The 18,295-nt window shown below is 60.7% G+C and carries 21 protein-coding genes; 12 read left to right on the forward strand and 9 right to left on the reverse strand.

The features are described 5' to 3' along the window. The first annotated feature begins 80 nt into the window (after nt 1–80). The 10 genes from DX908_RS09260 to DX908_RS09305 all read left to right on the forward strand — a co-directional run bounded on the left by DX908_RS09260 (nt 81) and on the right by DX908_RS09305 (nt 8,569). The gene (locus DX908_RS09260) at nt 81–611 is read left to right on the forward strand and encodes a CC0125/CC1285 family lipoprotein (protein WP_116392059.1); all 531 of its coding nucleotides are present in this window, start codon (nt 81–83) and stop codon (nt 609–611) included. A gap of 79 nt (nt 612–690) precedes the next feature. After that, nucleotides 691–2,802, forward strand: coding sequence for a prolyl oligopeptidase family serine peptidase (locus DX908_RS09265; protein WP_116392060.1), 2,112 nt, complete (start codon nt 691–693; stop codon nt 2,800–2,802). A 61-nt stretch (nt 2,803–2,863) separates the two neighbouring features. Beyond that, the gene (locus DX908_RS09270; RefSeq protein ID WP_233508665.1) at nt 2,864–4,225 is read left to right on the forward strand and encodes a dicarboxylate/amino acid:cation symporter; all 1,362 of its coding nucleotides are present in this window, start codon (nt 2,864–2,866) and stop codon (nt 4,223–4,225) included. Next, the gene (locus tag DX908_RS09275) at nt 4,222–4,713 is read left to right on the forward strand and encodes an asparaginase (protein ID WP_116392062.1); all 492 of its coding nucleotides are present in this window, start codon (nt 4,222–4,224) and stop codon (nt 4,711–4,713) included. Before DX908_RS09270 ends, DX908_RS09275 begins: the two co-directional genes overlap by 4 nt. A gap of 12 nt (nt 4,714–4,725) precedes the next feature. Continuing rightward, nucleotides 4,726–5,181 (forward strand): methyltransferase family protein, encoded by a 456-nt coding sequence (locus DX908_RS09280; protein WP_116392063.1) that lies wholly within the window; start codon nt 4,726–4,728, stop codon nt 5,179–5,181. Between the two features lie 207 nt (nt 5,182–5,388). Continuing rightward, entirely contained in the window at nt 5,389–6,888 is a 1,500-nt protein-coding gene (gene ffh / locus DX908_RS09285; RefSeq protein ID WP_116392064.1) for a signal recognition particle protein, read from the forward strand. Further along, a complete protein-coding gene (locus DX908_RS09290) occupies nt 6,885–7,307 on the forward strand; it encodes a hypothetical protein (RefSeq protein ID WP_116392065.1) in 423 nt (140 codons plus the stop codon). The genes ffh and DX908_RS09290 overlap by 4 nt, the downstream gene beginning before the upstream one ends. Nucleotides 7,308–7,319: 12 nt before the next feature. Continuing rightward, nucleotides 7,320–7,757 carry a 30S ribosomal protein S16 gene (gene rpsP / locus DX908_RS16775; RefSeq protein ID WP_116392066.1) on the forward strand — a complete coding sequence of 146 codons (438 nt, stop codon included), beginning with the start codon at nt 7,320–7,322 and terminating at the stop codon, nt 7,755–7,757. Nucleotides 7,758–7,763: 6 nt separating this feature from the next. Beyond that, nucleotides 7,764–8,303 (forward strand): ribosome maturation factor RimM, encoded by a 540-nt coding sequence (gene rimM / locus DX908_RS09300; protein ID WP_116392067.1) that lies wholly within the window; start codon nt 7,764–7,766, stop codon nt 8,301–8,303. A 68-nt stretch (nt 8,304–8,371) separates the two neighbouring features. Next, nucleotides 8,372–8,569: a hypothetical protein gene (locus DX908_RS09305; protein ID WP_116392068.1), complete on the forward strand. Its 198-nt coding sequence runs from the start codon at nt 8,372–8,374 to the stop codon at nt 8,567–8,569. Here the strand turns inward: DX908_RS09305 and pheT are convergent. The 9 genes from pheT to DX908_RS09350 all read right to left on the reverse strand — a co-directional run bounded on the left by pheT (nt 8,566) and on the right by DX908_RS09350 (nt 17,189). Further along, entirely contained in the window at nt 8,566–10,944 is a 2,379-nt protein-coding gene (gene pheT / locus DX908_RS09310) for a phenylalanine--tRNA ligase subunit beta (protein WP_116392069.1), read from the reverse strand. The two genes, DX908_RS09305 and pheT, sit on opposite strands and share 4 nt — an antisense overlap. Continuing rightward, a complete protein-coding gene (locus DX908_RS09315; RefSeq protein WP_116392070.1) occupies nt 10,941–11,351 on the reverse strand; it encodes an acyl-CoA thioesterase in 411 nt (136 codons plus the stop codon). Before DX908_RS09315 ends, pheT begins: the two co-directional genes overlap by 4 nt. Before the next feature lie 5 nt (nt 11,352–11,356). Continuing rightward, nucleotides 11,357–12,397, reverse strand: coding sequence for a phenylalanine--tRNA ligase subunit alpha (gene pheS, locus DX908_RS09320; RefSeq protein ID WP_116392071.1), 1,041 nt, complete (start codon nt 12,395–12,397; stop codon nt 11,357–11,359). 138 nt (nt 12,398–12,535) lie between these two features. Continuing rightward, nucleotides 12,536–12,892, reverse strand: coding sequence for a 50S ribosomal protein L20 (rplT, locus tag DX908_RS09325; protein WP_116392072.1), 357 nt, complete (start codon nt 12,890–12,892; stop codon nt 12,536–12,538). A gap of 15 nt (nt 12,893–12,907) precedes the next feature. Further along, nucleotides 12,908–13,108, reverse strand: a complete 201-nt coding sequence (gene rpmI, locus DX908_RS09330; RefSeq protein ID WP_116392073.1) for a 50S ribosomal protein L35 — start codon at nt 13,106–13,108, stop codon at nt 12,908–12,910. A 161-nt stretch (nt 13,109–13,269) separates the two neighbouring features. Further along, the gene (locus DX908_RS09335; RefSeq protein WP_199564664.1) at nt 13,270–14,619 is read right to left on the reverse strand and encodes a hypothetical protein; all 1,350 of its coding nucleotides are present in this window, start codon (nt 14,617–14,619) and stop codon (nt 13,270–13,272) included. Between the two features lie 112 nt (nt 14,620–14,731). After that, nucleotides 14,732–15,328 carry a Smr/MutS family protein gene (locus tag DX908_RS09340; protein ID WP_116392074.1) on the reverse strand — a complete coding sequence of 199 codons (597 nt, stop codon included), beginning with the start codon at nt 15,326–15,328 and terminating at the stop codon, nt 14,732–14,734. Further along, nucleotides 15,318–16,505 (reverse strand): murein transglycosylase A, encoded by a 1,188-nt coding sequence (gene mltA, locus DX908_RS09345; RefSeq protein WP_116392075.1) that lies wholly within the window; start codon nt 16,503–16,505, stop codon nt 15,318–15,320. Before mltA ends, DX908_RS09340 begins: the two co-directional genes overlap by 11 nt. A 30-nt stretch (nt 16,506–16,535) precedes the next feature. Next, on the reverse strand, nt 16,536–17,189 hold the full coding sequence (locus DX908_RS09350; protein ID WP_116392076.1) for a Tim44/TimA family putative adaptor protein: 654 nt from the start codon (nt 17,187–17,189) through the stop codon (nt 16,536–16,538). A 108-nt stretch (nt 17,190–17,297) separates the two neighbouring features. Between DX908_RS09350 and DX908_RS09355 the strand changes: the two genes are divergently transcribed. Then, nucleotides 17,298–17,690 (forward strand): FxsA family protein, encoded by a 393-nt coding sequence (locus DX908_RS09355; protein WP_116392077.1) that lies wholly within the window; start codon nt 17,298–17,300, stop codon nt 17,688–17,690. 90 nt (nt 17,691–17,780) lie between these two features. Continuing rightward, nucleotides 17,781–18,269: a protein-export chaperone SecB gene (secB, locus tag DX908_RS09360; RefSeq protein WP_116392078.1), complete on the forward strand. Its 489-nt coding sequence runs from the start codon at nt 17,781–17,783 to the stop codon at nt 18,267–18,269. The last annotated feature ends 26 nt before the right edge of the window (nt 18,270–18,295 follow it).

An 18,295-nucleotide genomic window follows, 5' to 3' on the forward strand; every position in this document is an offset into this window, starting at 1 on the left:
ATGTTAGGCGCGGCGCTCAAGCTACTTGCCGCATCGTTGCGCATGTTTGCCGCACCGACCCTTTCGGGAAAGGAAATGTCATGAAGCTCCTCCGCTCCGCCCTTGCCATTGCTGCGTTCGGCGTTTTGTCCGCCTGCGCGACCTCCACTCCCTATGCCGCTGCGGGCAGCGATGATGGATACGGGTTCTCAGAGCAGCGGATCGAGGACGACCGCTTCCGCATCACCTTCAAGGGCAATTCCCTTACAGACCGCGAGACGGTCGAGACCTATCTTCTCTATCGCGCCGCCGAGATCACGCTTGAATATGGCTATGACCATTTCATCGTCGTGAAGGATGATACCGAGAAATCGACCACCTATTCCGGCACGCGTGATCGCGGCTTTTATTCCTATTACGGCGTCGGGCGACCCTTCCCCTATTATGGCTACGGCTATCGCTGGGACCCGTTCTATGACGATGTCGATATCCGTGAGCGCCGCCGCTATTCGGCGATTGCCTATATCGTTCTCGGCAAAGGCGCGAAGCCGGCCGATGAACCGGCCGCCTATGATGCTCGCCAGGTCATCGAAAACCTGCGGCCTTCCATCATTCTACCTGAGCAGGGCTGAGCCCGGTATTTGAGGGATTGCGCCCCGCGTGGGCGGCGTTACGGTCCCGCCCATAAAGTTAACCGGGCAGGAGGAAACCATGCTGCCGAAAAACTTCCTGCGGTCATCTCTGGCCGTGCTGGCCGTTGCGACGACGGCGATTTCCATCACGCATGCACAAGAAGAGGCGCCCGCAATGGCTGAATCCGACGACCCCTATCTCTGGCTGGAAGAGGTCGAAGGCGAGCGGGCACTGGAATGGGTTCGGTCTCAAAACGACCGGACACTGGCAGAGCTTCAAGCAAGCCCGCTCTATGAGGGTCTCCTCGAAGAAGCCCGCGCGATCCTGACTTCTGATGAGCGGATCCCGGGCGCGGCTTTGCGCGGCGGCTATGCCTATAACTTCTGGCAGGACGAAACGAACGTTCGCGGCCTGTGGCGCCGGATGACGACCAAGGATTACGTCGCGGGCAAATCCGACTGGGACACTGTCCTCGACCTTGATGCCCTCGCCGAAGAAGAAGGCGAGAACTGGGTCTATAAAGGCGTGAGCTGCCTCGCGCCGGCCTATGAGCGCTGCATCATCACCTTGTCGCGCGGCGGCTCTGATGCGTCCGTCCGCCGGGAATATATCATCGGCGAAGGCTTCGTTGAGGATGGCTTCAACCTCGCCGAGGCGAAAGCCGGCACGGCCTGGCTCGATGCCGACACGATGCTGGTCGCAACCGACCTTGGCGAAGACACCAAAACCGACAGCGGCTATCCGCGCCTCGTCCAGCTCTGGGAGCGCGGCACCGCGATTGAGGACGCGCCTGTGATATTCGAAGGCGAGAAGAGCGATGTCGGCAGCTTCCCCTTCTCGGTCTGGGCCGACGGGAAATATACCGGCGGGGTCGTTCGCGCGCGAACCTTCTATGAGAGCGATTACAATACGCTGGGTGAAGACGGTCAGCTCTTCGCGCTGCCGCTGCCCGCGAAATCGAGCTACTCCGGCTATGTCGATGGCAAGGTCATCGTCTCGCTTCAGGAGGATTGGGAGATCGGTGGCGAGACCTATAAAACCGGCTCCGTCGTTGCTTACGATCCCGAAACGGAAAAGACCTCGCTGATCTTTGCCCCGTCCGACCGGGTCGCGGTCGATGGGGTGTCGAGTTCAGAGGACACGGTCTTCGTCTCGCTCCTCGACAACATCAACGGAAAGCTCCTCAGCTTCACGCCGACCCGCAAGGGCTGGAAGAAGAAGGAGATCGCCCTGCCGGAAAACGGCGTGATCTCGGTCTCCTCCGTCGATGACGAAACCGGCGACATGCTGGTCTATTACGAAAACCCGACGACACCGGAGACGCTTTTCTATGTGAAGAAGGGCGGCGCCCCGCGGGCGCTCAAATCGACCCCGGATTTCTTCAACGCCGAGGGCATGGTCACAAAGCAATATGAAGCGACCTCCACGGACGGTACGAAGATTCCCTATTTCGTGATCGCTAAGGAAAGCGTGCTCGAAGCCGGTCCCGCGCCGACGGTCCAGTACGGCTATGGCGGTTTCCAGGTGTCGATCCTGCCGCAATATTCGGCAACGACCGGCAAGCTCTGGCTGGAGAATGGCGGCGTCTATGTCATCGCCAACATCCGTGGCGGCGGCGAGTTCGGGCCGGAATGGCACCAGGCGGGCCTCAAGACCAACCGGCAAAAAATCTATGATGATTTCTATGCCGTCTCCGAGGACCTGATCGCAAAAGGCATCACGACGTCAGATCAGCTCGGCATCCTTGGCGGCTCGAATGGCGGGCTTTTGATGGGGGTCGCAATGACCCAGCGCCCGGACCTCTACAAAGCGATCGGCATCGGCGTGCCGCTGCTTGATATGCTGCGCTATGACCAGCTGCTCGCCGGGGCCTCATGGGTCGGTGAATATGGCAGTCCGTCGATCCCCGAGGAGCGGGCCTTCCTTGAGAAGATCAGCCCCTATCATAATGTGAAAGAGGACGTGGATTACCCCCGCGCCTACTTCTTCACCTCGACCAAGGACGACCGCGTCCATCCGGGTCACGCCCGGAAGATGGCGAAGAAGATGGAAGCTCAGGGCCACCCCTTCCTGTATTATGAAAACATCGAAGGCGGCCACGGCGCTGCGGCGAACCAGGAGCAACAGGCCAAACGCCTCGCGCTTCAATATGTGTATTTCGCGAACCTGCTCGGTTTGGACGCGGAATAACAAACAGCCTTAGAACGAGAAGCGGGGGTCGGGTGCCCCCGCTACTTTTATATGGAGAGGGATGATGGAAGGCAGTCTTGAGGGTCTGGGCGCATTGCCCTTCTGGGGGATTACGCTTGGCGCGTTTGTGCTGTTCTATTTTCTTGGCAGCGTCCTTAAATTCCCGCTCTGGCTGAGAGTCCTGATCGCGCTCCTTGTGGGCGGATTTGTTGGCTATCTCTTTGGGGATGTGGCTGCTAGTGTGAAGCCGGTCGGTGACGGGTTCGTCAAACTGATCCGAATGCTTATCATTCCGCTGATTTTCACGACCATCGTTGCGGGCGTCATTTCGCTTGGCGATCCCAAAAGGCTGGGTAGTCTCGGTGTACGGACGATCCTGCTTTATCTTTGTACGACCGTGTTTGCCGTTGGGCTTGGGGTTCTGGCTGGGCTGATCGTCAAGCCGGGCGTCAATGTCGATTACGCTGCAGCCGATGTCAGCGCTCAATCTGATCTGACCTCACGGCTGGAAACGGCGGCGGCAGCCAGCCAGTCACAGACTGCTGCCGACAAGCTTTTAGATATCATTCCCGCCAACCCGATTGAGGCGATGGCGGACGGCAATATCCTGCCGATCATTTTCTTCTCCATCTTGTTCGGCATCGGGATCATCGCGGCGAAAGAGGGTGAAGGCCCCGTCGGGAAGGTCATGGAATCCGCTGCTGAGGCGGTTCTGAAGATCACGCATTTTGTCATGCTTCTGGCACCTTATGGTGTCTACGCGCTCATGGCCTGGGTCATGGGGACGCTTGGCCTTGGGGTTCTCGACAACCTCGCCAAGCTCGCGGTGGCTCTTTATATCGCCTGTGCCGTCCACATTCTCTTTGTCTATGGCGGCCTTATCCGCGTTGTGGTTGGCCTGCCGCTAATCCGGTTCTTCAGCGGCATTCTTGATGCGATGAGCACGGCCTATTCAACGGCCAGTTCATCCGCGACGCTGCCGGTGACAATCTCCAATGTGAACAAAAACCTTGGCGTTGAGAAATCGGTTGCGGGCGCTGTCCTGCCGATCGGTGCGACCGTCAATATGGACGGCACCAGCCTTTATATCGGCCTTGTCGCACTGTTCGCAGCGCAGGCAGTTGGATTGGATCTGGGGACGGCTGAGTATCTCGCTATCGGGATTGCGGCTGTCGGCGTCAGCATCGGTGCCGCCGGTATTCCGTCCGCAAGCCTGTTCCTTGCGGTTGGGGTACTGACGACTATCGGCGTAAGCGAAGCAGATGCGATCCTCATCATCGCGCTGATCTTCCCGTTTGATCGCCTACTCGACATGATGCGGACGATGACGAATGTGACGGGAGATGCCGCAGTCGCAACAACGGTCGCAAAATGGGAAGGCGCTCTTGATGAGGAAATCTTCCGGCGGGCAGAAAAAGAATGAGATCTGTCCGTATTCTGACGACAGGCGGCACGCTCGATAAGGTCCATGACTGGCGGGCCGAGAACATCACCTTTGCAGGCGCGGGCAAGTCCCAGGTGCCCGAGGTGCTGGAGCATGGCCGCTGTTATCACCCTGAGGTCGAGCAGCTCTTTCAGATCGACTCGCTCGACATGACCGAGACCTATCGCAATCTCCTTCTCGAACGGGTGAAAGCCGCGGCAGAAGAGGGGATCGTGATCACCCACGGCACCTCGACCATGGCGGAGACGGCGCGCTTCCTCGACGGCAAGGCGGAGGGCAAGACCATCGTCCTCACCGGCGCCATGCGGCCGCATTCCCTGTTCATCTCGGATGCCGCCTTCAATCTCGGCGGGGCGGTGATCGCGGCCCAGACACTGCCGGCAGGCGTCTATGGCGTGATGAACGGCCTCGTTTTTGCGGCATCGGAGCTCAAAAAGAACGAGAAGCTCGGCCGGTTCGACGTTTAAGGGGCGGAGCAGGTGAGCTGGCTTGAACTCAAAATACCGCCGCTCCTTCTGATGTTGCTCTGCGGCTTTGGCATCTTCTGGTTCGGTGCCAGCCCCGACGCCCTCACGAACTGGGCATTACTCATTCCGGGCGCGCTCACGGGCGTTTTGGGCGTCATCCTGCTGGTCCGGGCCGTCCGCCGCTTCATGGCGGCAAAGACGACCGTCAATCCACATACACCCTCCAAATCGAGCGAACTGGTCATCGAGGGCGAGTATCGCTGGACGCGCAATCCCATGTATCTGGGCATGTTGCTGATCCTCATCGGCCTCCTGATCGTCCTGCCGTCCGTGACTGGCGGCGCCATTGCGGCCTCCTTCTTTGTCTATATCACCCGGTTCCAGATCATGCCGGAGGAGCGGCTGCTCGAAGCCCAGTTCGGCGGCGAGTATCGCGAGTATAAGCGCCGGGTCCGCCGCTGGATCTGAGGCGGCAAGGATCACCTTGACCTTGGCCCCCCGTAAGTTTATCCACCGCGCTCAAAATTCGGTCCAGCTGTGTCTTTCGCAGCGTCTACCGGCACGACCCTTCATCACCATATGAAGACGAGGCCGGGGATGTCCCGCCGCCGGGGTAACGCCCTCGCGGCGGCTAACTGCGTTTGGCGCCCCGCTTGACCGAAAGGAAAAGGATTTATGTTCGACAGCCTGTCTGACAGACTCTCCGGTGTATTCGACAAGCTCCGCGGCCGCGGGGCCCTGTCGGAGGCCGACGTCACCGAAGCCCTGCGCGAAGTGCGCGTGGCCCTGCTCGAGGCGGATGTCGCGCTGCCTGTCGCACGCGAATTTGTCGGCAAAGTCAAAGAACGCGCCATTGGTCAGGAAGTCCTGCGCTCGGTCACGCCGGGCCAGCAGGTCGTCAAGATCGTCCATGATGTCCTGATCGAAACGCTCGGTGGCGGCGATAATGCGCATGAGATCAATCTCAACCATGCGCCGCCCGTCGCGGTTCTCATGGTCGGCCTTCAGGGCTCGGGGAAAACGACGACCACGGCGAAACTCTCAAAACGGTTGAGCGAGAAGGACAAGAAGCGTGTCCTGATGGCATCGCTCGACACGCGCCGTCCGGCCGCCATGGAACAACTCCGTGTACTGGGTGAGCAGGCGAGCGTCTCGACCCTGCCGATTGTCGATGGGCAGACGCCGGTCCAGATCGCGCGGCGTGCGATGGAAGCGGGCCGTCTCGGCGGCTATGATGTCGTCATGCTCGACACGGCGGGCCGTCTGTCGATTGACGAAGACCTCATGGCTGAGGTCCAGGAAATCCACAAAGTAACGAACCCGGCTGAAACACTGCTTGTTCTTGATGCCCTGACTGGTCAGGACGCTGTTCAGACGGCGGAGAAATTCAAAGCCCGTGTGCCGGTCTCAGGCGTCGTCCTTACCCGGCTTGATGGTGATGCGCGCGGCGGCGCGGCCCTCTCCATGCGGAGCGTTACGGGTGCGCCGATCAAATATGCCGGGATGGGCGAAAAGCTCGATGCTCTCGATGTCTTTGACCCGGAGCGCATGGCGGGCCGTATCCTCGGCATGGGCGACATCGTCTCGCTGGTCGAGAAAGCCAGTGAACAGATCGACGAGGAGAAAGCCGCCAAGGCCGCCAAGAAAATGGCCAAGGGTGAGTTTGATCTCGATGACCTGAGGGATCAGTTCGCCCAGATGCGCAAAATGGGCGGCATGGGCGCAATCCTCGGCCTGATGCCCGGCATGGGCAAGATCAAGAACGCGGTCGATGCCGCCGGCGGTTTCGACGACAAGGAAATCCGCCGTCAGGAAGCGATCATCGGTTCCATGACGAAAAAGGAGCGCAAGAAACCGGCGCTCATGAATGCCTCCCGCAAACGCCGTGTCGCCTCTGGCGCGGGCGTGCAGGTGCAGGACGTCAACAAACTGCTCAAAGCCCATAAGGGCATGGCCGACATGATGAAAAAGATGGGCAAGGGCGGCAAGCGAGGCATGGCGGCGAATATGGCCAAGATGCTCGGCGGCGGCGGTCCCGGCGGCATGGGCGGTCTTGGTGGCGGCATGCCTCCCGGCATGGGCGGGGGCGGGATGCCCGGTCTTGGCGGCGGCGGCGGTCTTCCGGGTCTCGGTGGCGGCAGCCTGCCCGGCCTTGGCGGAGATAAAAAGAAATGATCCGTCTAACGCTTATCTCATCTGTTGCTCTGCTTGCGGCCTGCGCCAGCAATGACGACAATACGATCAGTTCCATGAATTATCTTCAGGCGCCGATTGAGGCGGCCTGCGCGCGCGATGCCCTGATCGATGAGGAGGGCTTTGCGGCCGTGACCTCGATCCGGCAGATCGGCGGCGCCGAACAGATCGACGCCACATTCAATCAGGACATGCCCGTTACCGTCATCGTCCGCCGTCAGGACGACGGCACAGGTGAGGTCAGCGTCTTTACGCGGCTGGAGGAGGGCGCAACGCCCCTTGAGCGCCGCAAAGCGAATTTCGCTGTGACAACAGCGGATGAAACCATCTATCGTCAGTGTACCGCTGACGGGAAGATCAATCCTGGTGACGGCGACGTCATCATCGAAGCACAAGAGTGAAAGAAGGAAATCATGGCTCTTAAAATCCGTCTCGCCCGTGGTGGCGCAAAGAAACGCCCTTACTACTCCGTCGTCGTTGCCGATGCGCGCATGCCGCGTGATGGCCGCTTCATCGAGAAAATCGGCTCCTACAACCCGCTGCTCGGCAAGGACGATGAAAAACGTGTGCAGATCAATGCAGAGCGCGCCAAGCATTGGCTTGAGCATGGCGCCCAGCCGACCGATCGTGTCGCCCGCTTCCTGTCCGCCATTGATCTCGTAAAATGGGAGCACGGTAACAACCCGAACAAGGCAAAGCCGGGCAAGAAAGCCCAAGAGCGCGAAGAAGAGAAGAAAGCCAAGGAAGAAGCTCGCGCTGAAGCCGAAGCTGCTGCCAAGGCTGAAGCTGAAGCTCCTGCCGAGGCACCGGTCGAGGAAGCTGCTGCCGACGACGCCGAAAAGGCTGAGTAAGGACAGATGTCCAACACCCCGCGCATGGTCGTGGTCGGCCAGTTTGCTGGCACGCATGGTGTGCGCGGGGGGTTCAAGCTCCGCAGCTTTACGGAGCAGCCGGCTGATATCGCCGCCTATGGCCCGGTGGCGACCGAAGATGGCCGTAAACTGACGATCAAGCTCGTCAGGGAATTAAAACCGGGCCTTTTTCTCTGCTCCGCGCCTGAAATCACGACCCCAGAAGAGGGCGATGCCTATAAGGGCGCGCTCCTGCATGTCGCGCGCGAGCTCCTGCCCCCGCCCGACGAGGACGAATTCTATCTCGATGACCTTATTGGCATGACGGCGGTAACGCCGGAGGGCGAGCCTGCGGGACAGGTCAAAGCGGTCGTCAATTATGGCGCGGGCGATCTTGTCGAGCTGTCGCAAGTACCTGGCCGGAAAGGCGCGGTTCTCCTCCCCTTTACCAAAGAGGCCGTGCCAGAGATTGATCTTGCCGGGGGCCAGCTCACCGTCATCCTGCCTGAAGAAGATGACGAGTTACCGCCCGACGACGCCGTCTGACTTGCGGGTGCGGGCGGCTGTCCCCATTCTTGCATGAACAGAACGGTCAAACCCGGAGTGCACCGCCCATGGGCGCCATACCCTATCTCGTCCTGCTCGCGATTTTCGCGCTGGTCCTCTACTGGTTCGCGCGCCGGTCGGAGACGGACAAGGACGCGTCGAAGGGCATTCTCGGCATTGGCCGGGATCAGGACCGCGAACCGGAGCTGGATGAGCTTAGCCCGAGGGAGCGGGTGCGCCGTCTCTCGGGCCGGGACAAGGATTAGCCGCGCAGTTTTGCGCCTGTCTTCTCTGCCTGCGCCACGATCCGGGCGCTGATGGCGTCGATTTCCTCTTCGGTCAGGGTTTTCTCACGCGGCTGAAGCGTGACTTCGAGCGCGAGCGACTTCTCGCCCTCGCCAATCCCCTTGCCGCGATAGACATCGAACAGCCGCACATCGGTGAGGAGCTGTTTCTCCGCGCCGCGAACGGCTTTGAGGAGTTTCTCCGCAGGCGTCTCTTCTGGCAGGACAAAGGCGAAATCGCGCCGGACCGGCATGAGCTGGCTGGCATTGAGCGGCGGACGGCCGCTCGCGGTCTTGCCTTTGGGTGCCGGGATCTGGTCGAGGAAAACTTCCATCGCCGCAACGGGGCCGGGCACATCAAGGGCTTCGAGCACGCTGGGGTGTACTTCGCCGAAATGGGCGAGTGTCACTTTGGGGCCAAGGCCGAGCCGAGCCTTGCGGCCGGGATGGTAATGGTCCGGCGCATCCGTCAGGGTCATGAGATTATCGGTGTTCACCCCTGCCGCCTGAAGAACGCTGATCGCCAGCGATTTGGCGGTGAAGACATCGGGCGCGGATTTCTCGCCCTGCCAGCCGGACGGGGCGGCGCCCCACGCAATGGCGGAGACGACGCTGCGCTGATCTTCGGGGCGATCCCCCTGATAGCCGCCGCCAAGCTCGAAAAGCCGGACATGGCGTGCGCCGCGTGCGGCATTGCGGCCCATAGCGAGCAAGAGGTTCGGCAGGGCGCCGGGGCGCATCTGTCCGAGATCGGAGGAAATCGGGTTCGAGAGTTTCGGGGCGTCCTTGCCGCCGAACATCTCGGCGAAAGGTGCATCGCAGAAGGCCCAGGTGACCGCTTCGTGATAGCCGGCGCCTGACATCGTCTCGCGGGCCTTGCGCTCGCGTTGCGGCAGGATGGCCGGGGCATGACGGTCAGCAGCACTCAAAGGCGGCAGCTCGTCCGTTGGCAGATTGTCGAGCCCGTGGATCCGCGCGATCTCTTCGACAAGATCAGCCTTGCCTTCGATGTCGGGGCGGAAGCTTGGCGGGGTCACCGTCCATGTGCCGCCGCGCGAGACCTCGAACCCGAGCGCACAGAGGATGCGCTCTTTCTCGCTGTCAGAGACGTCCAAACCCGTCAGGCGAGCGACTTCCGATGTCGGGAATTCAATTTCGCGAGCGGTATCCGGGATCTCGCCAGCGAGGGCGATCTCACTCGGCTCGCCGCCGCAGATGTCAAGGATTAGCTGGGTCGCAAGATCGAGACCGAGCTGAACTGATTGCGGATCGACGCCGCGCTCAAACCGGTAGCGGGCATCAGAGACGATGCCGGTCTTGCGGCCCGTGCGCGCGGTGATTAGCGGATCGAAAAGCGCGCTTTCGACCAGGACATCGGTTGTTTCATCCGTACAGCCCGAGTCCTCGCCGCCCATCACGCCGCCAAGGCCGAGAACGGCCTTATCATCGGCGATGACGCACATCGTCTCATCGACCTCATAGGTCTTGCCATCAAGGGCAAGGAAGCTCTCACCCTTTTTGCCCATCCGGGCCCGGACCGTGCCGGTCAGTTTCGCGGCATCATAGACGTGCAGCGGACGGGCGCGGTCATAGGAGACATAGTTCGTGATGTCAGCGAGTGCATTGATCGGGCGAAGGCCGATCGCGCGGAGCTGTTCCTGAAGCCAGTCAGGCGAGGGGACATTCTTCACGCCCCGGATGAGCCGGGAGCCGAATGCCGGGCAGGCTTCCTTGTCGTCAATCTCGACCGGGATCGGCTGGGCAAAGCTGCCCCCCACGGTTTCGGGAACAGGAGAGATCAGCGTGCCGAGCCCGGTAGCGGCGAGATCACGTGCGACGCCATCAACACCATTTGTGTCCGGACGGTTCGGCGTGACTTCGAAATCGATCACCGGATCATCAAGCCCCAGCACATCAGCGAGCGGCGTGCCGACAGCAGCTTCGGGTAGCTCCATGATGCCGTCATGGTCGTCGCCAAGCTCCAGCTCACGGGCCGAGCACATCATGCCGAGGCTTTCGACGCCGCGGATTTTGGCTTTCGAGAGGGTGACGTCGAGACCGGCAATATAGGTGCCGACCGGGGCAAAGGCGACGTGGATGCCTTCGCGCGCATTCGGCGCGCCGCAGACGATCTGCAGCTCGCCATCTTTTGTGTCGACCTTACAAACCTTCAGCTTGTCCGCATCGGGATGTTTCTCGGCATGCTTGACATAGCCGACCGTGATCGCGCTGAGGCGATCCGCGGGGTTCTCGATCTCCTCGACCTCAAGGCCGATCCGCACCATGGCGTCGGCGATCTCGTCGATGGAGGCATTGGTGTCGAGATGCTTTTTCAGCCAGCTGAGTGTGAATTTCATTGGTCTGTCTCCGCAGTAAGGGCGGTTTTGTCGATCGGTTTGGGGCGGCCATCGGGTCCGAGCGCCACAAAGGTGAAATCGGCTTCGGTGACGAGGTGGCGTTCGCCAAGCATGTTGCGCAGAACCCAGACCTCGACATGCACGGTGACGGATGTCGTCCCCACACGCATGATGTCGGTGTAGCAGCAGACAACGTCGCTGACATGGATTGGCTGGTGGAACCGCATCGCGTTGACGGCGACGGTCACGACGCGGTTCTTGATGTGATCGACCGCGGCGATGGCGCCGGCAATGTCCATCTGGCTCATCACCCAGCCGCCGAAAATGTCGCCCGCGCCATTGGCATCGGCCGGCATGGTCAGTGTACGGGTCGTCAACGTGCCTTGGGGTTCTGTCTGTTCGGCCATGGGCTTCAGAACCCGTAATGCTCAAGCCAGCGCGTGTCGCCGGAGAAGAAGTCGCGCAGGTCGGGGATGCCGTATTTCAGCATGGCGAGCCGATCGACGCCCATGCCGAAGGCAAAGCCCTGATATTCATCGGGGTCGAGCCCACAATTTTTCAAGACATTGGGATGCACCATGCCGCAGCCGAGGATCTCCATCCATTTATCGCCCTGACCGAATTTGATCGCGCCATCGACACGCTCATAGGCGACATCCATCTCGGCGGATGGCTCCGTGAACGGAAAGAAGTGCGGGCGGAAGCGAGTGCTCAGATCATCGATCTCAAAGAACCGTTTGACGAAGGCCTCCAGCGTGCCCTTCAGGTGACCCATATGGGTCTCCTTGTCGATGACGAGGCCCTCGACCTGATGGAACATCGGCGTGTGGGTCTGGTCACTGTCGCAACGGAAGGTCCGGCCCGGCGCGATGATGCGGATCGGCGGCTTCTCAGAGGTCATGGTCCGGACTTGCACCGGCGAGGTATGCGTACGGAGCACCATGCGCGAGCCGTCTTCTTTTTCCTCAAAGAAGAAAGTGTCGTGCATTTCGCGCGCGGGGTGGCCGGGCGGGAAGTTCAGCGCCGTGAAATTGTGAAAATCATCCTCGATGTCCGGGCCGTAGCGGACGGAGAAACCCATATCGGCAAAGATTGCCTCGATCTCGGCAAAGACCTGGCTGACGGGGTGGATCTTGCCGCGCGGCTGGGGATCAACAGGCAGGGTAACATCGACCGTCTCGGCCTTCAGGCGCGCTTCGAGAGCTGAATGGGCGAGGATATCGCGGCGCGCGGTGATCGCGGTGCCGACGCGTTCTTTGAGGCCGTTCAGAAGGGGGCCGGCTTCCTGACGCTCTTCGGGGCTCATCTTGCCAAGCGATTTCATCCGTTCGGAGATGACGCCCTTCTTGCCGAGCGCATGGACGCGCAGTTCTTCGAGGGCGGTTTCATCCGCGGCGGCGTCGATTTTTGCCATCAGCTCGGATTCGAGGCTGGGAAGATCGTCTAGGGCCATGGCTGTTCGTACCTGTCTAAATTCTCTGGCGCCTCATGCCCGAGGCAGGGGGGCTCATCAAGCGGCGGGCGGCGTAACAAAAAACCCGCTTGCGGAGGGCCGCCAGCGGGTTCTGCCGTGAAGAAGGGGGAAGCGTGCTTATGCGAGCGCGCTTTTTGCCTTCTCCACAAAGGCCGTAAACGATTCCGGCTCACGGGCAGCAAGTTCGGCCAGCATTTTGCGGTCGACTTCGATGCCAGCCTTGGCAAGGCCGTTCATGAATACCGAATAGGTGATGCCATGCTCACGGACAGCAGCGTTGATCCGCTGGATCCAGAGCTTGCGGAATTCCCGCTTGCGGGCCTTCCGGTCGCGATAGGCATATTGGCCGGCCTTTTCGACCGCCTGATTGGCGGTGCGGAACAGGCGGCGGCGAGCGCCGTAATAACCTTTGGCGCTGGCGAGAACTTTTTTGTGGCGGGCGGAACGGACGGTCCCGGTCTTCACACGTGACATATGACGGGCCTCCTATTAGCGCGCGTAGGGCATGTATTTCTTCGCGATCCGCTCGTCGGCGTCGCAGAGAACCATGGCTTTACGTTTTTGACGGATTTGCTTGGGCGAGCGCTTGATCATGCCGTGGCGCTTGCCAGTAGGATAGGCAACCAGCTTACCTTTGCCGGTGACCTTAAAGCGCTTTTTGGCGCCCGATTTGGTCTTCATTTTGGGCATTTCATCTACTCCGCTGTGGGATGGAGCACCGGGGAAACCGGTACTCGGGAAATCGTCGCCGAGGCATGCCTTGGGCCAGACGACGGGTGGAAGCGGCGGGTTCTAACGGCTTGTTCTGGCGAATCAAGCGGAAAAAGCCCCGAACTCAGGGCTTTTCCACATTAAGAGCCGAGTGACATCACAAAGCGCACGAGAGAGGTGCCGGAAATCGCCAGAGTCATGCCCATGACGATGCCGCCAATGATGAATTTCTGACGGTTCGGGTGATCCTCGGGCTTGGAGAACGCAAACCAGACGACCGGCAGCAGGATAACGTTGCCGACTATGACAAGGTATTTGAACGTCTCGGTCGGGAAGAGTTCGGCCCAGCCGATGGGGTCGCCTGACAGCGTGGCGCCGATGGCCGGCAGGCCGAGCGCAAGGTCGATCGAGAGGACGATACCGATAAAGGCCTTCGCGATGTCTTCGCCGGTGTCGATGACGGCAACGATGAAGCGCGTTGCGCGAGTCAGGATGGCAAAGGCGTATTCACGGCCGGCGATCAGGCCGAGGAAGACCCAGGTGGTCGACATCGGGATCTCGCTCAGTTCCTTGAAGAAGAAGAGCAGTGACGCATAGATGAAGTCGACGATGGTCGCCGAGCGGATGTCGGTCACGGCCGTCTTGGTGCGCAGGATGCGCTGCACCGGGCCCCCGCCATTGGCGAAGGTCAGCCCCAGCAGCAAGAGGATGATGACCATCGCGCCAAAGCCTTCGGCCGCCGTCAGCTCACGCGGCAGGAAGACGAAGATGTTGGCAAAATCCTGAATGAGCCAGATCGACCAGAGATAGGCCGTGGTCGCCCACTGTGCGACGACCCAATAAAGCCCGCGCCCGACAGAGAGCGCCATGCCAAGGCCGATGGCTTCGAGGACCAGCACGCAGCCAATGCCGACATACATCTCGTTGATGTTCGAGATCGTCCCGAAATAATAATATTGCGAGGCAAGAAAGACCGTGCCGACGATGGCAATCATACCGTAGGGCACGAAGGCTTCAGGGTCGTTTTTCTTGAACCAGTCTTCAAAAGTGCGCGTGACCAGCATGTAGACGCCAAAGCCGGTGACAAAGGCGACACCATAGCCAATTAGCGACTTCTCGATCATGGAGCCAAGGCCCCCGAGCGTCGCAAAGATCGTCAGCACCATGAAGGAAGTGGAGACCGGGATACCCAGCCGGGTGATGATCACGAGAACGGCGGGCGGCAGGACGTGATACCACTCGATCGGGATCGGCGGATATTTGGATGTATTGGCCAGGCGTCCGTAGGACGGATCCCCGTCATTGACCTGCCAGCCATAGGTGAAGGTTACGACCAGGATCAGCGCTGCGAAGGCAAACAGGATTGTCCAATGCAAGTGGCGGTTGGAATTGATGAAGGTGCCGAGGGTCTGCAGCGCGTCGTTACCGACAACCGCATAGGCCGCAAGGATGAAGCCTACCGCGGCCCACAGTGTGATATCGAATTCCATAATTTACCCGCTGCCCAATTTTTCCGGAAAAGGCAGGTCGCCCTATACGCGGTGTGCAACGGTTTCATGACAGTTGGGGAAATCGACGAAGATCCGTGGAATTTTGTGCTAACTACAACCGGCGGGCAGGTTTCCGGGTCTTCAGGAACACGTAGAAGGCGCCCCGGCCGCCGTGTCGTTGGTGCGATGGCCTCACTGAGGAGATCCTGTCACGCAACGGGGTGCGCTCCACCCATTCGAGAAAGCGCTGGCGCAGGATGCCGCGGGGCGCCTCTTCAAAGGGGTCATATCTGCTTTCGCCCAGATGGCCCTTGCCGGTGATGACAAGCACGACCCTGTTGCCGCGCAGGCTGGCGAATTCGATGAAATGATCGAGCCGGGTGCGGGCTTGCTCTTGAGTCAGACCGTGAAGGTCTAGCTCGGCGTCGATCTCGACGCGGCCCCTTGCAACATGCCGGGCCTGCCGCGGATCCCCCGCCTCATAGGCCGGGGGCAATTCTTCGGGCGGTGTTGTCTTTTTGGGAAGCGCGATCGGCAGGGGCGGCGCGCGGCGCTTGCGCGGAGACATGGACGGCGCAGGTTTGGGTTCTTCGGATAAATCCGTGATCGGCAGGATCGCGCCCGGTCGCGGCGTCACCGTGTCGGTGACCTTCTGCCAGAGTGCTTTCTCCCCGGGCCGCAAGGGCCGCTTGCCGCCCCTACGGGGCATCGGGAAGGGCGCTATTGGGAAGAAGCACGATCATCCGGCCGGGGGCTTTCAGAACGCCTGCCGCTTCACCCGCTGCCTCGCCCGCGCCAAAGAAAACATCCGCCCGCTGAGCACCGGTTATCGCGCCGCCAGTATCCTGTGCGATGTAGAGTGCGCGTTCGGGTGTCTCACCATCGCGCTCCAACCAGACGGGCAGGCCATAGCCGTAAATCTCGTCATCGACAGCAAGGCTGCGCCGTGTCGTCAGTTGCACGCCCTGCGCACCCAAGGGGCCGAGCTCGGGATCGGGTAATCCATCGAGCGTTGTGAAGAAGACATAGGACGGGTTCGAATAACGCACCCGCGCGGCGTCCTCATATGGCGCGGCGCGCAGCCATTCGCGGATCGACTGCATGGAGACAGCCTCCAGCGGCAAGGCACCATCTTTCACAAGCGTTCGCCCGACGGGGACATATTTATGCCCGTTCTGCGCGGCATAACCGACGCGCATGACCTCTCCATCCTCCATAACGAGACGGCCTGAGCCCTGGATCTGCAAAAACAGAAGGTCTGTCGGATCCATAAAGGCGAGCGGAGCGGTCGCTTCGGGCGGCGCGGTGATGATCTCCTGATGCGTCGCATAAGGAACAAGCCGGTTACCGCTGACCTGTCCGGCGACACGCTTGCCCGCAAGGCTTGGATCGAAGGCGCCGAGATCCACCGTGATCAGATTATCGGGGCGGGTCAGGACAGGAACAAGGCCCGGCGCGGGCGCGCTATTTGCCGGATAGGTCGGCTCAAAATAGCCCGTGAAAAGCGCTTCGCGGCTTTCGGGCGTTTTCCGGCTGACAAGGACAGGCGTGAAATTCGTCTCGATAAAGCGCCGGGCGGCGCCTTCAGGCGCGTCTTCTCCGCCCAGCATCGCCGCTTGAAGGCAGAGATCGGTGATGACCGCGCCGGAGACTTCGCCGGAATTCTCAATCCCCGGCAGGAAATCGACCGTACCCGCAGGGTTCTTGGTTAGCTTTGCGCAGCTTCGCAGGAAGACCGGCATGGCCTCGGCAACGCGGTCCTCTTCCCAGCCTTCAAGAGCAGCATAGGAGATCGGCAGGGCAGCCAAAGGCGCTGGCGGGCGTTCCTTGGGGCTCGTCGCACAACCGACAGCGAGCAGGGACAACGCAAGGGCGATACGCTTCACGGACTTACCCCCTTCTTTAATCGGGCAGGATCAGTTTGCGGCGTTCTCGGTCGCGCTCAATACCCAATTGGGATCGGTCGAGCCTGCCGGGCGCGAATAGGTCCAGCGGTCACGGACGAGATCGATCCGGTTCGGGTCGCCATCGACGATATTACCATCCCCATCGCGCATTACGCGGATCTGGTCAGAGCGATACTCGACGACGATCTCGATATGATCGCTGCGCTTCCCGGCACTGACGACTTCGGCCTTCTCGATGCCGACAAAGGTGACGTCCATCGTCTGACCGGCATTCTCCCGGCCTTTCACGGCAATCTCAAAGGTCCGCATGACGCTCGGATCGACAAAGGGACGGATGCGGTCGAGATCGCCGCGGGCAAAGCCCTGCACGATCATCTCATAGGCGGATTTGGCGCCATCGACGAAGCGGGCGTGATCAAAACCGGGGTAATGCTCGATGACTTTTTCAGCCCAGGCCGGCGCGGGCGCTTTGGGCTTTTCGACCGGCTCTTCTGGCATGGTCAGAGGCGCCTCGGCTTCCTCCTTCTCTGTCTGGGAGAGGTGAGTGCGCAGGCGTTCGGCGTCTTTCTGCTCAGCGCCGCCACGCGTTCCGAGAACGGAAAACAGCTTGTAGCTGAGGAAGGCGGCCAGTCCGACAAAGAAGAGGAGAATTGGATCAATCATGGGTGACTATTTTCAGCGGTTCAAAACTCTTGGGGTCGTAGCGGCTTGGCTCTGCCCTATATAGGGGTTTACCGCAATTCTCACAGTGTCCCCGATGGAGGCGCAAGCATGGCGCTCATCCTTTTCATACTTCTTATCGGCCTGCCGATTGCCGAAATCGCCCTGTTCATCAAGGCCAGCGCTGTCATTGGCTGGTGGTCGGTGATCGGCCTTACCATTCTGACAGCTGTTTTGGGGACGGCGCTGATCAGGGTGCAGGGCTTTCAGGCCCTGCATAATCTGCGCGGCAGTATGGCCGAAGGCAAAGCGCCGGTCGAACCGGTGGTTGATGGTGTGTTCCTGTTGATCGCCGCGCCTCTGATGATGACGCCGGGCTTTCTGACTGACACGATCGGCTTTCTGCTGCTGGTGCCGCCGGTCCGGCACGAGATTGCGCGCTATGCGCTCCGGCGGCTGCGTCGGGCTGTCGACAATGGCAATATCAGGGTCGTGCGGCACTAGGCGCGACTCGGGAAATCGTTCTACCGCCTTGCTTAGAACCGCGCTCGCATGGTAGCGGCCCGCTTCCCGAATAACCGAGGAAGAACCTCCATGTCCGAGACGCCCCCGAACGACCAGCAACCCACCTCAGACCAACCGGTCATGCGCGCCATGTCGCAATATCTCAAAGACCTGTCCTTTGAGAGCCCTGGCGCCCCGCAATCGCTGATGAGCAATCTGCCCGCTCCCGAAGTCGAAGTCGGCGTCGATGTGAATGCCCGCCGGGTCGGTCCTGATCAGTACGAAGTTGAGCTGGCTTGCAACGCGACCTCTACGCGCGATGGCGAGACCGTGTTCGTGGTCGAGACCAATTACGCCGGTCTCTTCCTCATCCAGAACGTGCCCGACGATCAGATGGAGCCACTCCTTCTCGTCGAAGCACCGCGTCTTCTCTTCCCGTTTGCCCGTCAGATCGTGGCGAGCGCGACCAAGGAAGGCGGCTTCCCGCCGCTGATGCTTGAGCCGCTTGATTTCGCTGGCATGTACCGCATGCAGCGGGCACGCGCTGCCGAAGGGGCAATGCCGAACGGCAACGCCTGATAAAGGCGCAAGGCTTGCAAGGACCG

The organism is Parvularcula marina (assembly GCF_003399445.1).
GTDB lineage: Bacteria > Pseudomonadota > Alphaproteobacteria > Caulobacterales > Parvularculaceae > Parvularcula > Parvularcula marina.

Bases quoted from the DNA above. Each gene is read 5' to 3' on its own strand.
- DX908_RS09260 (WP_116392059.1), top strand. From the start codon at position 81: ATGAAGCTCCTCCGCTCCGCCCTTGCCATTGCTGCGTTCGGCGTTTTG.
- DX908_RS09265 (WP_116392060.1), top strand. From the start codon at position 691: ATGCTGCCGAAAAACTTCCTGCGGTCATCTCTGGCCGTGCTGGCCGTT.
- DX908_RS09270 (WP_233508665.1), top strand. From the start codon at position 2,864: ATGATGGAAGGCAGTCTTGAGGGTCTGGGCGCATTGCCCTTCTGGGGG.
- DX908_RS09275 (WP_116392062.1), top strand. From the start codon at position 4,222: ATGAGATCTGTCCGTATTCTGACGACAGGCGGCACGCTCGATAAGGTC.
- ffh (WP_116392064.1), top strand. From the start codon at position 5,389: ATGTTCGACAGCCTGTCTGACAGACTCTCCGGTGTATTCGACAAGCTC.
- DX908_RS09290 (WP_116392065.1), top strand. From the start codon at position 6,885: ATGATCCGTCTAACGCTTATCTCATCTGTTGCTCTGCTTGCGGCCTGC.
- rpsP (WP_116392066.1), top strand. From the start codon at position 7,320: ATGGCTCTTAAAATCCGTCTCGCCCGTGGTGGCGCAAAGAAACGCCCT.
- rimM (WP_116392067.1), top strand. From the start codon at position 7,764: ATGTCCAACACCCCGCGCATGGTCGTGGTCGGCCAGTTTGCTGGCACG.
- DX908_RS09305 (WP_116392068.1), top strand. From the start codon at position 8,372: ATGGGCGCCATACCCTATCTCGTCCTGCTCGCGATTTTCGCGCTGGTC.
- pheT (WP_116392069.1), bottom strand. From the start codon at position 10,944: ATGAAATTCACACTCAGCTGGCTGAAAAAGCATCTCGACACCAATGCC.
- DX908_RS09315 (WP_116392070.1), bottom strand. From the start codon at position 11,351: ATGGCCGAACAGACAGAACCCCAAGGCACGTTGACGACCCGTACACTG.
- pheS (WP_116392071.1), bottom strand. From the start codon at position 12,397: ATGGCCCTAGACGATCTTCCCAGCCTCGAATCCGAGCTGATGGCAAAA.
- rplT (WP_116392072.1), bottom strand. From the start codon at position 12,892: ATGTCACGTGTGAAGACCGGGACCGTCCGTTCCGCCCGCCACAAAAAA.
- rpmI (WP_116392073.1), bottom strand. From the start codon at position 13,108: ATGCCCAAAATGAAGACCAAATCGGGCGCCAAAAAGCGCTTTAAGGTC.
- DX908_RS09335 (WP_199564664.1), bottom strand. From the start codon at position 14,619: ATGGAATTCGATATCACACTGTGGGCCGCGGTAGGCTTCATCCTTGCG.
- DX908_RS09340 (WP_116392074.1), bottom strand. From the start codon at position 15,328: ATGCCCCGTAGGGGCGGCAAGCGGCCCTTGCGGCCCGGGGAGAAAGCA.
- DX908_RS09350 (WP_116392076.1), bottom strand. From the start codon at position 17,189: ATGATTGATCCAATTCTCCTCTTCTTTGTCGGACTGGCCGCCTTCCTC.
- DX908_RS09355 (WP_116392077.1), top strand. From the start codon at position 17,298: ATGGCGCTCATCCTTTTCATACTTCTTATCGGCCTGCCGATTGCCGAA.
- secB (WP_116392078.1), top strand. From the start codon at position 17,781: ATGTCCGAGACGCCCCCGAACGACCAGCAACCCACCTCAGACCAACCG.